Raw genomic sequence first — 12,420 nt, 5'->3', positions numbered from 1 at the left:
TCTACACTGCAAATCAGTAGCTGGGGTACGGATTGAAGATTTTTTCGAAATACTTGACTGGCGGGACCCTGCGGACGGTGGTGGCCGCTTTGGCGGTCGCCTGCGCGGCCTTGCCCGTGCATGAGGCGGCCGCAGCAGCTGCAAACAAGCCCGTTAAAAAATCGGCGCAAAAATATGTCCCCAAGCCGGTGGCGAAAGAGGTACGTAAAGTCAAGCCGGCTTCACGCACGCCGCGCAAGGCCGTGGCGCCTGTCGTCGAGGCAGTGGCCAAACCAACTTTTGGCCAGTTGTACGGCCTGCACGCGGCGGCCGACCCCTTGGATCTGAAGTCCAGCGTGGCATTGGTGATGGATCAAGACACCAATGAGGTCTTGTTCGCCAAGAACTCACAGGCGGTCCTGCCCATCGCTTCGATCACCAAGCTGATGACGGCCCTCGTGGTGGTGGAGGCCGGGCAGTCCTTGGACGAAAAGCTGACCATCAGCGACGAGGATATCGATACCGAGAAGGGCACACGCTCTCGCTTGGCGGTGGGCACCACCTTGACCCGCGGCGAGATGATGCATCTGGCCTTGATGTCATCGGAAAACCGCGCCGCCAATGCCCTGGGTCGCCACTACCCGGGCGGTTTGGACGTCTTTGTGGCGGCAATGAATCAAAAAGCCCAAGCCTTGGGCATGCGTGATACGCATTATGTCGAGCCAACCGGTTTGTCGAGCCGCAACCAGTCCAGCGCCAATGATTTGGCGGCCCTGGTCAAGGTAGCGCACGAGGTACCTTTGCTGCGGGAGTTGTCCACGTCCCGTGAACACCAAGTCGCGCTGGGTCGGCGCCAGGTCCAGTTTCACAGCACGAACGGCCTGCTCAGCAGCAAGTCTTGGGATATCGGTCTGCAAAAGACCGGTTTCATTAACGAGGCCGGGCGTTGCTTGGTGATGCAGGCCCGCATGGCCGGTCGCAAAGTGATCATGGTCTTGCTCGATTCGACCGGCAAATACTCGCGTATCGGTGATGCCGAGCGGGTGCGTAAATGGGTGCTCAGCAACCCGGCGGCTTTGGCTCAGCCCTTGAAGGCAGTGCTCTGAGCAAGAGTCTTGCTGCCGAAGAAAAAAAAGCGCTCATCGAGCGCTTTTTTTACGGGAGCAATTTCCGTCGTGCCTCAGCCTCGGTAGCCCAGCGCCTGCGAGATTTGTGCGACTGTGTCCTTGAGCCGCTGCAACCAAGACTCCTCCAGTCGGTCGGCCGGCGCCGAAATCGACAGCCCAGCGATCAGCTTCGCCTGATCGTCATAGATACCGGCCGCCATGCAGCGCACGCCCAATTCCAACTCTTCGTCGTCACGCGACACCCCGCGTTGGCGTATCAGCGCGAGTTCACGCTCGAGCGCTGTGATGTCGGTCAGGCTGTTGCGGGTGTGACCGGCCAGACCGGTACGGGTGGCGTAGGCGCGCACCCGCTGCGATTCATCGCTGGCCAAGAAAAGCTTGCCGACCGAGGTGAGGTGCAAGGGCGCCCGCCCGCCCACCGCACGCACGACCTGCATGCCCGAGCGCTCGCTATAGGTGCGTTCGATGTAGACAATCTCATCGCCCTGGCGGACCGACAAATTGACCGGCTGCAACGTGAACTTGTGCAGTTCACGCATCGGCCCGAGGGCGGCGTCGCGCACATCCAGGCGCGCTTTGACCAGATTGCCCAGCTCCAACATGCGCATTCCAAGGCGGTAGCTGCCCGCCTCGGGGCGATCCACGAAGCGACCCAGGGTCAAGTCGTTCAGAATACGGTGCGCAGTCGACGGGTGTAGGCCAGTGCTGGCGCTGATTTCCTTCAGGGAGACCGGATCTTGGTGGCTGGCGAGCACATCCAGCAGCGAAAACATGCGCTCCAAGACCTGAATCGCCGGCGTTTGATCCTCTTTGTTTTTCATGCCTTGATTGTGCTGGAGATTTTTTTGTTTTGCATTGCGAAAATTAGATTCACCGGTCGAAATGGTTTCCGCGCCGCAACAGCTTGGGCGAATATCGCAATGGCGCACTTGCTCTTGGGTGCGATTGTCTTGGCTGCGTTCATATTGGCAGCGCCTGCGCGAGCACAAGAGCCGACTGCGGCGGGGCCGGCTTCGGCAGTCGCTTCAGCTGCGGCGACCGCCGCCAGCGGCGCTCCAGCACCGCCGGCCCCGGTCTGGCTGCGAGTGCCGCGCTTGCAGGGGAGGCTGACGGCCGCCGAGTTGGGCTTGGTGATCAATACGGCCGACCCTTATTCGGTGGCGGTCGGGGAGTCCTATGCAAGCCAGCGGGGCATCCCGCAGGCCAATATTGCGCGCGTGGTCTTGCCGGTCAAAGCGAGCCTGAGCTTGGCTGAGTTCACGGCTTTGCAGGCGCAGGTGCAGGAGAAGTTGGGGCCACAGGTGCAAGCCCTGGCCTTGGCCTGGAATCTGCCCTACGCGGTCGAATGCAATTCCATCACCAGCGCCCTGGCCATGGGTTTCCAGCCCGAAATCTGCCGCAATACTTGTGGGCCGAGCAAACTCAGCCCGTACTTCTCCTATGTCGGCGCACGCCCCTTCACCGATTTGGGTTTGCGGCCGGCAATGATGTTGGCCTCGCGCAGCGTCGAAGACGCCAAGGCCTTGATCGCGCGCGGCGTGGAGGCCGATCAAAGCTTGCCTTCCTTCGCGAGCAGCAACGCCTTTTTTGTCAGTACGCCCGACGCCGCGCGCAATGTGAGGGCGGTCCAATTTCCTCCCGCGACGCGCTTGGCACCCTGGGGGGTGAACGTGCGGCGCGAGTCCAGCCAAGCGCTGCCTGCTATGCAGCGAACGCTGCTCTATACAACCGGCTTGGTGCGGGTGGAGGGCTTGGCCTCGGTGGACTGGTTACCTGGCGCATTGGCCGATCACCTGACCTCCTTTGGCGGCCGACTTGACAATGATTCGACGACAGGCCAAATGTCGGCCTTGGACTGGTTGCAGTCAGGGGCCACGGCAAGTTATGGCACGGTCAGTGAGCCCTGTAACCACCGACAAAAATTTCCACACCCTCAGCTGCTTTTGCTGTTCTATCTACAGGGTGTGACGGCGCTGGAGGCCTATTGGCATAGCGTGGCATGGCCGGCGCAGGGGGTGTTCGTGGGCGAACCACTGGCGGCGCCGTTTGCAGCTAAATTCGCATCGCCTTAAACGACTGCAAGCACTTCGGCCGCATGCAAGCCTGATCGAACCGCGCCCTCCAAGGTGGCGGGGTAGGGGCCGTTTACATAGTCTCCTGCCGCCCATAGCCCTGGCTGGATGGTGGTAGGTGGGCGCTGCAGGCCCGGTGTGCAGGCAAAGGTGGCGCGTTTTTCGGCCAGCACGCGGTGGACTTGCGGCGGGCTGTGCCAATTGAATTCGGCCAGGGCTTGCCGGAGCGCTGCCTCACCGGTTTCGGTTAAGCCTCGCTCAACCCAGCTTGCCGCGCCGCTGACGACGAAGGCAAACAAGCCCGGGGCATGGCCCAGTTGGCCCAGATCGAACGCAAACTGGGCCGGCGCTTCGGTGCTCTCTTGCAAAGCTACCATCGAGGCCGGCAGTTGGGAGCCGGGGCTGTGCAAATAGACCGTCACGATCGGTTGATAGCGCAGCGCGCCGGCCTGGCTTGACCATGCGGGGGCAATCTCGGCGCACAAACTCGCCGCTTGAGCGGAAGTGCAGGCCAGAATCACTTGCTCGAAATCCTCACCGTCGACGCTCCAGCCTGCTGTGCTGCTGGCAATGGTCTGCACTCTGGTGTTCAAGCGAATATTGACACCGCGCGCGCCAAGCCAAGCTGCCGCCGGCTCGGCCAGCAGGTCGCTCAAGGGTAGCTTGGGTAGCAGCAAGTCGGCGCTGCCCCGGCCGCTGAACAAGGCGTCGCGCAATACGCGCAAGAACACTTGGGCGCTGGCTTGGTCTGCAGGCGTGTTCAGCGCGGCCACGCAGAGCGGCTCGATCAGTTCTTGGCGCACGATGGCCGGCAGGCCGGCGCTCAACTCGGCCACGCTGAGCTGTGGCGCGCAAGTAAAGCCCCGCAATAACCAGCTGGTAGACCTGAGTAGCAAACTGATGCGCGCTGTGAAGGGCCAAGCGCGGTAGGTGAGGATGCCACGCATGAAGCTGATCAAGGGCGGCCCCGGCGGCAAGCGCAAACCCTCGTGGCGCGGATAGCGCAAGCGCAAAGGCTGGCGTAGAAAACTCTGCGACAGGTCGACGCCGACTGTTTCCAGAAGGTTCAGACTTGCTTGGTAGGCGCCGATCAGGATGTGCTGACCGTTGTCCAAGCGCTGTCCGGCATCGCTGTGCGCCAAGCTGCGCGCGCGCCCGCCCAAATGCTGGGCCATCTCCAACAAAGTAACGTGATAGCCCAGCTGACTGGCTTTGACGGCGGCGGCGATGCCCGCCCAACCGCCGCCAATCACCGCGACCCGCTTGGCCGCACTTGGATTCAACGCCCGGCCCAGTTGGTGCGCATCGCGATCCAGAGCTTTCGCACCGGCGTCAGCGCGATGCGCTGCTCCAATACGCGGAAGTTCTCGGCCTCTATTTCGCGCAGCAGGGCGCGGTAGATATTGGCCATCATCAGACCGGGCTTTTGCGCCCGGCGGTCGGCTTCGGGCAGCAAAGCAAACGCTTCGTCATAGAGACGGTGGGCCCGTTCGGCCTGGAACTTCATCAAGGCAGTGAATCGCTCGCTATAGCCCCAGGGGCTTTTGCGCAGCAGGATTTCATGCGCCTTGACGTCGAACTGCTGCAATTCGGAGATCGGCAGATAAATGCGACCGCGCCGGGCGTCGTCGCCGACGTCGCGGATGATGTTGGTCAGCTGCATCGCCAAGCCCAGCTTGTGGGCGTAGGCAATGCTGTCGGCGTGCGTGCGGCCAAAAATACCCGAGGCGACCTCGCCGACCACGCCGGCCACCAAATGACAATAGCGCTGCAGGCCGGGGTAGTCGAGGAAGCGGGTCTGCTCCAGATCCATCTGGCAGCCTTCGATGACTGCCGTCAGGTGCTCGAGGCGGATGTCGTAAGTGGCGCAATGAGGCATCAAGGCCAACATGACCGGATGCTGGGGCTGGCCGGCGAAGGCGCTGCTGGCCTCCTTGCGCCACCAGGCCAGCTTGACGGCCGCGACGCTGGGGTCACTGGTCTCGTCCACGACATCGTCCACCTCGCGGCAAAACGCATAGAAGGCGGTGATGGCGGCGCGTTTGGGTGCCGGCAGAAACAAAAAGGCGTAATAGAAACTGGAGCCACTCTTGGCGGCCTTGTCCTGTACGTACTGCTCCGGGCTCACAAACTCTCCTCTCGCTGGGTATTCATTGTTGGTTCTGATCTTTGCTTCATAAGCAGCGCGCCCCACAACAGCGCCGGTGCATCCAAACGGGCCAGAGCAGGGCGGTGAATCAGGCTGGCGTAGTCCATGGCCCGTATTTTTGCAAGGATGCGCAGGCCGCCTTGTACCACCAGGCGCAATTCCCAGCCGGCCCGGCCCGGAATTTGGAATACCAGCGGCGCTCCCTCCCGCATCAGCTGCTCGGCCCAGTCGCACAAGTCTTTGATCATCGCGCGGGCGGGGGTGCTGTCGCGGCAGGCCAGCAAGTCACTGCTGCTGAGGCCATGCCGCGCCAGATCGGTTTGCGGTGCATAGACGCGGCCGATAGGGCCGTCGCGGCTGAAGTCTTGCCAGAAGTTGATCAGCTGCAAGCTGCTGCAAATGGCGTCAGAGCGGCGCAAGGCAAGCGGTTCATGCACACCGTACAAGTGCAAAAGCAAGCGGCCGACCGGGTTGGCGGAGCGACTGCAATAGTCGAGTAGCTCCGCGCGGTCGCGGTACTCCTTTTTTTGCAGATCCTGTTCAAAAGCGCAGATCAGGTCATTTAGCAATGCAACCGGTAGTTGATATTGGTCCAGTACGACGCGCAGCGGCGTGAAAACAGTCGTGGCCCAGCGGACCGATGGGGCTTGGTCGGCCGCGACCGCCAATAAGTCGGCCCGGTAATGCTGCAGAGCGGCTTGGCGCTCAGCAGTGCTGGCTTCGCCCTCATCGGCCAAGTCGTCCGCGGTGCGTGCGAAGTGGTAGATGCCGGCAACGGCCGGCCTCAAGTGCTTGGGGCAAAGCCAAGAGGCAACGGGGAAGTTTTCGTAGTGTTCTATGCTCACCGGCCGGATTGTCGGCTCTTTGGGGCAAGCGCCTGGCCAAGTCGCCCAAATGCATTGGCCAAAGGGTGTGGGTTTGACAGCCCGCGAGGGCTTGAATACATTACTGACTAATCGGTCAGTAATTTGCGAAGGCAGCGCTTGATGGTGTGAGCGGGTTCCGTATTGCTGTCAGTGCTCTGTCATTGGAATTGATATTCAGGATCCCTCATGTCTCAAAGCCTTTTTCGAACCGCGCTCCTTTGGCCCTTGTTCGCCTCGCTGGGTGTTATGTCTGGCTGTGGAAGACAAGAGGCGCCGCCGGAGCCGGTCCGCTCGGTGCGCACGCATGTCTTGAGCGCCGATTCCGCTGGGCAAAGCCATGAATACGCGGGCGAAATCAGGGCTAGAACGGAGTCCCGCCTGTCTTTCCGTGTGGGCGGCAAGGTTTTGACGCGCAAGGTCAATCTGGGTGATGCGGTGCGGCCGGGCCAGCTGCTGGCGCAGCTGGATCCACAGGATTTGATGTTGGCGCAAGAAGCGGCAAAAGCCGGGCTCCAGGCCGCGCGGGCAAATCGCGATCAACTGGAGTCAGATTTCAAGCGCTTTGTCGAATTGCGCGAGCAAGGATTCATCAGCGCGGCCGAGCTGGAGCGACGCGACACCGCCTTCAAAGCCGCGCAAGCGGCCCTGGAGCAAAGCCGGGCTCAGGCCAGCGCCCAAGGCAATCAGTCCACTTATGCGCAGCTGCAGTCGGATGTGGCCGGCGTAGTGACCGCAGTGGAGGCGGAACCCGGCATGGTGGTGGCCGCAGGCATGCCCATCGTGCGCGTTGCCAATGATGGGCCGCGTGATGTGGTGTTCTCGGTGCCCGAGGATCAGTTGGGCCGTCTGCAAGCGCATGCGGCCAAACCGGGTGGGCTGACTGTCAGGCTGTGGGGTGGCGCCGGGGGCCAAGCGGGCTTGCCGGCCAAATTGCGCGAGGTGGCGGCCTCGGCAGATCCTGTCACGCGAACCTTTTTGGCCAAGGCCGAAGTGGCCGGTCTTGAGTCCAAGCTGGGCCAAACCGCCACGGTCAGGCTGGAGGCGCCGCGCCAGACTCAGGTCATCAAGCTGCCGCTGGCCGCTGTTTTGCAGCAGCAAGGGCAGTCCTCGGTCTGGGTCTTGGATCCCGCACAGATGACGCTGAAGGCGCAGCCGGTTCAGATTGCCGGCGCCGATGGCAATGAGGTGGTGATTGCTGCGGGCCTAAGCCCTGGGCAAGAGGTGGTGGTGGCGGGCGTCCACGTACTGAAGGCGGGCCAAAAAGTGCAGCGTTACCAAGCCAATGCGGCCACGGTAACCGCGTCTGCGGCCGCTTCCGCCGCTTCGCGCTGAGTTGGGAGCCGCACGCATGAGCCTCAACAGCAAGCATTCGCAGTCGCCCGGCCGCCAAGTCGGCAGTCGGTTCAATATTTCCCGCTGGGCGCTGGAGCACCCGGCGCTGACCCGCTATTTGATGGTGGTGCTGATGTTGATGGGCTTTGCCGCCTATTTTCAGCTCGGCCAAGATGAAGACCCGCCCTTCACCTTTCGCTTGATGGTGGTGCAGGCTTTTTGGCCGGGCGCCACTGCGCAGCAAATGGCCGAACAAGTCACTGACAAGATCGAGAAAACGCTGCAGGAGGTGCCTCACTCCGACAAGATCCGCAGCTACACCAAGCCGGGTGAGTCGCTGACTATTTTCCAACTGAAGGACAGCACGCCGGGCAAGGAAGTTAACGACGTCTGGTATCAGGTCCGCAAGCGTGTTGGGGATATGCGCAGCACCCTGCCGCAGGGCGTCATCGGTCCGATTTTCAATGACCAGTTTGGTGATGTTTACGGCTCTATCTTTGCGCTCTCGGCAGATGGTTTCAGCCGTGAAGAGTTGCGCGAACATGCAGAGCGCGCGCGTTCTGTGCTGCTCAAGCTGCCTGACGTCGCCAAGGTGGAAGTCTTTGGTGCGCAGGCCGAGAAGCTTTTCATCGAGATTTCTCAAAAACGCCTCGCAAACTTGGGCCTGGACTTTGGCCAAGTCATCAACCAACTGGGCGCTCAAAACGCGGTCGAAGGTGCCGGGGTGATGAATGCCGGCAGCGGCAATCTGCAGGTACGGGTGCAGGGGCAGTTCAACTCGGTGCAGGCCTTGAAGGACTTTCCTATCCGCGCGGTCAATCCGGGCACCGGCGTGGCAAGTTCCCTGCGCTTATCGGACATCGCCGAGATCAAGCGAGATTATGTTGACCCGCCGTCCATCATGGTCCGCCATCAGGGCAAGGACGTGATTGCGCTGGGTGTGTCGATGACCAAGGGCGGCGACATCGTGGCGATGGGCAAGTCCTTGCAAAAGGCCACCGAGCTGATTCGCCGCGACCTGCCGGCCGGCATTGACTTGGCTCAGATTCAAGATCAGCCGCAGGCCGTGACGCGTTCGGTGAACGAGTTTGTGCAAGTCTTGATCGAGGCGATCGTGATCGTGCTCCTGGTCAGTTTTGTCTCCTTGGGCCTGCACACCCGGCCGCTGCGCCTGGATATCTGGCCGGGCTTGGTGGTGGGTATCACCATCCCGCTGGTGCTGGCGATTACGTTTGTGACGATGTTCTACTGGGGCGTCGGCCTGCACAAGATTTCGCTCGGCTCTTTGATCATCGCGCTGGGGCTCTTGGTCGATGACGCCATCATTGCGGTCGAGATGATGGTGCGCAAGCTGGAGGAGGGCTACGACAAGATGCACGCAGCCACCTTTGCCTATGACGCAACGGCAATGCCGATGCTGACCGGCACCTTGATCACGGCAGTTGGTTTTTTGCCGATAGGCATGGCCAAGTCGGCCACCGGTGAATACACCTTTGCAATCTTCGCGGTGACGGCCGCGGCGCTGATGATCTCCTGGGTGGTGTCGGTGTATTTCGTGCCCTATCTGGGCTCGCTGTTGCTGCGTACCCATGCTTCCAATGACGGCGAGGCGCATGAGTTGTTCGATACGCCGTTTTACAACCGCTTTCGAGGCATGGTGCGCTGGTGTGTCGAGAACCGCTGGAAGACGATCGCCATGACCTTGCTGGTCTTTGCCTTGGGGCTGGTGGGTATGGGGCGCGTGCAGCAGCAGTTCTTCCCTGACTCGAGCCGGCCTGAAATTCTGGTGGATCTGTGGTTGCCCGAGGGCTCAACGATTCAGCAAAGTGCGGAAGTGGCCAAGCGCTTTGAGGCGCGGATGATGGCCGAGTCTGGTGTCGCTTCAGTCAGCACATGGATAGGCAGCGGTGTGCCACGTTTTTACCTGCCGCTGGATGTGGTGTTTCAACAGCCCAGCGTCAGCCAGGCCATCGTGCTGCCGAAGAATCTGACCGAACGTGAAGCCTTGCGCAAGCGGCTGCCGGCCTTGATGGCCGCTGAGTTCCCCGAGGTGCGGGCGCGCATTAAGCTGCTGCCCAACGGCCCGCCGGTGCCTTATCCGGTGCAGTTCCGCGTCGCCGGCGAAAAGCCCGAAGAAGTCCGCCGCTGGGCTGATCAAGCCAAGGCTATTTTGAGTGCGAATCCCAATATGCGCGGCGTCAATGACAACTGGAACGAGCCGATCAAGGTGCTCAAGTTGGAGGTTGATCAGGACAAGGCGCGCGCCTTGGGTGTCAGCAGCCAGAGCCTGGCGCAAGCCTCGCGCACGCTGCTCTCCGGCAGCACCATTGGGCAATACCGTGAAACGGATAAATTGATCGACATCGTGCTGCGCCAACCGCTGGATGAGCGCAATGCCATCACCGATATCGGCAGCGCCTATGTGAACACTTCAACGGGCCGCTCCATCCCGCTGACCCAGGTGGCCAAGGTGACTTTCGACTGGGAGCCTGGCGTGATGTGGCGTGAAGGCCGCGCCTATGCGGTAACGGTACAAGGCGATGTGGCCGAGGGTCTGCAAGGTGCTACCGTGACCGCACAGGTCTGGCCCAAGTTGCAGGAACTGCAAGCCAAGATGCCGGCCGGCTATTCAATTTCGGTCGCAGGCGCCGTGGAGGAAAGTAGCAAGGGGCAAGGCTCGATTGCGGCCGGCTTGCCGATGATGTTGTTCATTACGTTCACTTTGCTGATGCTGCAGTTGCAGAGCTTTTCGCGCGCCATGCTGGTGTTCTTGACCGGGCCTCTGGGTATCGCTGGCGTTGCGGCCGCGTTGATGTTGATGAACAAGCCCTTCGGTTTTGTGGCCTTGCTGGGCGTGGTCGCCTTGATGGGCATGATCATGCGCAACTCGGTGATCCTGATCGATCAGATCGAGCAAGACCGGGCGCGCGGTGTGCCGGCCTGGTCGGCCATTGTCGAATCCGCGGTGCGGCGCTTTCGGCCGATTGTGCTGACGGCTGCTGCCGCTGTATTGGCGATGGTGCCGCTCTCGCGCAGCGTGTTCTGGGGCCCGATGGCAGTAGCTATCATGGGCGGCCTGATTGTTGCCACGGCGCTGACCTTGTTGGTCCTGCCGGCCATGTACGCGGCTTGGTTTCGTGTCAAGCGGCCGGAGGCTCAGTCCCGCTTCTGATTTGGCCGATGCCCACTCATTTAGAATGGGCAGGCAAGTTTTGCATCGGAGCGGGGGTTTTCCCCTTGTTCCGATTTTCGGACTTCCATGTGGCTACAATCCACGGTTCTCCGAATTACCACGGGCTTGAATGGTGTGGATGTTGAATCCAAGCAAACAAGCCTGATCCACTTAGCGCGGGTGGCGAAATTGGTAGACGCACCAGGTTTAGGTCCTGACGCCTTCACCGGCGTGCCGGTTCGAGTCCGGCCCCGCGCACCAGATAACTTTGTACTGAGTCAAAAATGGCTGTCACCGTCGAAACCCTCGAAAAGCTCGAACGCCGCATCACGCTCACGCTGGCGGCCGCTGACATCAACAGCGAAGTCGAGACACGTCTCAAGAAATTGGCCCGCACTGTCAAGGCCGATGGCTTCCGTCCGGGCAAAGTGCCCATGAGTGTTGTTGCTCAGCGTTACGCCTATTCCGTCCAATACGACGTCATGAACGACAAGTTGGGCGAGGCCTTCTCCAGTGCCGCCAACGAAGCCAAGTTGCGCGTTGCCGGTGCTCCAAAAATCGCCCAGAAGGACGAGTCGCCCGAAGGCCAAATGGCTTTTGATGCGACCTTCGAGGTCTATCCTGAAGTCAAGATTGGTGACCTGTCGGCCGCCGACGTCGAGCGCGTCGCCAGCGACGTGACCGATGCTGCGATCGACAAGACCGTCGAAATCCTGCGCAAGCAGCGCCGCAGTTTTGCTCAGCGCGCCGCCACCGAAGTGGCTGCCGATGACGACCGCGTGACGATCGATTTCGAAGGCAAGCTTGATGGCGAGCCTTTCCAGGGCGGCAAGGCCGACGGCTTCCAGTTCATCATCGGCGAAGGCCAGATGCTCGAAGCTTTCGAGAAGGCCGTGCGCGGCATGAAGGCCGGTGATTCCAAAACTTTCCCCTTGGCGTTCCCCGAGGATTACCACGGCAAGGATGTGGCGGGCAAGGAAGCCGATTTCCTGGTCACGCTGAAGAAGATCGAAGCGCAGCACCTGCCCGAAGTGAACGAGGCATTTGCCAAGTCGCTGGGCATTCCGGATGCCAGCATCGAGGCTCTGCGCGCTGACATCAAGAAGAACCTGGAACGTGAAGTCAAGTTCCGCGTTTTGGCGCGTAACAAGGGCGCCGTGATGGACGCCTTGGTTGCTAACGCTGAATTGGATGTACCGACAGCCTTGGTTGACGGCGAGTCCGAGCGCATGATTGCCGCTGCTCGCGAAGATCTGAAGAAGCGTGGCGTGAAAGATGCCGACAAGGCACCTATCCCGGCCGAAATCTTCAAGCCACAGGCCGAGCGTCGCGTGCGTCTGGGTCTGGTGGTTGCAGAGTTGGTTCGCGCCAACAATTTGCAGGCCAAGCCCGAGCAATTGCAGGCTCATATCGAAGAGCTGGCTCAGAGCTATGAGAAGCCCGCCGAAGTGGTGCGCTGGTACCTGAGCGACCGCGCCCGCTTGGCCGAAGTCGAGGCGGTTGTGGTTGAAAACAACGTCACCGATTTCGTCTTGGCCAAAGCCAAGGTGAGCGAGAAGGCATTGCCTTTCGATGAGCTGATGGCAACAGCCGGCTGATCGATAGCCTCGCTGTGAGTCAAGGGCGCCGTGCCGCAAGGTCGGCGCCTTTTCTATTTAAGTGTCATGGGCTTGACACGCCATAATCAGTCCCCATACCTAGAAGTGGTAGCGAGGAATCGTTG

At 61.0% G+C, this 12,420-nt stretch carries 9 protein-coding genes and 1 tRNA gene; 6 read left to right on the top strand and 4 right to left on the bottom strand.

Annotated elements, in window-relative coordinates; all coding sequences use genetic code 11:
- The first annotated feature begins 53 nt into the window (after window positions 1-53).
- Window positions 54-1,085 (top strand): D-alanyl-D-alanine endopeptidase, encoded by a 1,032-nt coding sequence (gene pbpG, locus LNV08_RS09890; RefSeq protein WP_263533516.1) that lies wholly within the window; start codon window positions 54-56, stop codon window positions 1,083-1,085.
- 74 nt (window positions 1,086-1,159) lie between these two features.
- Here the strand turns inward: pbpG and LNV08_RS09885 are convergent, their stop codons facing one another.
- Entirely contained in the window at window positions 1,160-1,927 is a 768-nt protein-coding gene (locus LNV08_RS09885) for an IclR family transcriptional regulator (protein ID WP_263533515.1), read from the bottom strand.
- A gap of 99 nt (window positions 1,928-2,026) precedes the next feature.
- Between LNV08_RS09885 and LNV08_RS09880 the strand changes: the two genes are divergently transcribed.
- On the top strand, window positions 2,027-3,178 hold the full coding sequence (locus LNV08_RS09880) for a TIGR03790 family protein (RefSeq protein WP_263533514.1): 1,152 nt from the start codon (window positions 2,027-2,029) through the stop codon (window positions 3,176-3,178).
- Here LNV08_RS09880 and hpnE read toward each other — a convergent pair.
- The 3 genes from hpnE to hpnC are packed head-to-tail and all read right to left on the bottom strand — an operon-like array spanning window position 3,175 to window position 6,172.
- Entirely contained in the window at window positions 3,175-4,461 is a 1,287-nt protein-coding gene (hpnE, locus tag LNV08_RS09875) for a hydroxysqualene dehydroxylase HpnE (protein WP_263533513.1), read from the bottom strand. The genes LNV08_RS09880 and hpnE overlap by 4 nt on opposite strands.
- A complete protein-coding gene (gene hpnD, locus LNV08_RS09870; RefSeq protein ID WP_263533512.1) occupies window positions 4,458-5,306 on the bottom strand; it encodes a presqualene diphosphate synthase HpnD in 849 nt (282 codons plus the stop codon). Before hpnD ends, hpnE begins: the two co-directional genes overlap by 4 nt.
- A complete protein-coding gene (gene hpnC, locus LNV08_RS09865) occupies window positions 5,303-6,172 on the bottom strand; it encodes a squalene synthase HpnC (protein ID WP_263533511.1) in 870 nt (289 codons plus the stop codon). The genes hpnD and hpnC overlap by 4 nt, the downstream gene beginning before the upstream one ends.
- A 207-nt stretch (window positions 6,173-6,379) precedes the next feature.
- Between hpnC and LNV08_RS09860 the strand changes: the two genes are divergently transcribed.
- The 4 genes from LNV08_RS09860 to tig all read left to right on the top strand — a co-directional run bounded on the left by LNV08_RS09860 (window position 6,380) and on the right by tig (window position 12,295).
- Window positions 6,380-7,525 (top strand): efflux RND transporter periplasmic adaptor subunit, encoded by a 1,146-nt coding sequence (locus LNV08_RS09860; protein ID WP_263533510.1) that lies wholly within the window; start codon window positions 6,380-6,382, stop codon window positions 7,523-7,525.
- A gap of 16 nt (window positions 7,526-7,541) precedes the next feature.
- Entirely contained in the window at window positions 7,542-10,697 is a 3,156-nt protein-coding gene (locus LNV08_RS09855) for an efflux RND transporter permease subunit (protein ID WP_263533509.1), read from the top strand.
- A gap of 174 nt (window positions 10,698-10,871) precedes the next feature.
- A tRNA-Leu gene (locus tag LNV08_RS09850) sits at window positions 10,872-10,958 on the top strand.
- A gap of 23 nt (window positions 10,959-10,981) precedes the next feature.
- Entirely contained in the window at window positions 10,982-12,295 is a 1,314-nt protein-coding gene (gene tig / locus LNV08_RS09845; RefSeq protein ID WP_263533508.1) for a trigger factor, read from the top strand.
- The last annotated feature ends 125 nt before the right edge of the window (window positions 12,296-12,420 follow it).

This window comes from Paucibacter sp. TC2R-5, from assembly GCF_025717605.1.
GTDB lineage: Bacteria > Pseudomonadota > Gammaproteobacteria > Burkholderiales > Burkholderiaceae_C > Paucibacter_A > Paucibacter_A albus.
The sequence above is the reverse complement of the archived record's forward strand: the minus strand, read 5'-3'. Positions and strand labels throughout refer to the sequence as shown.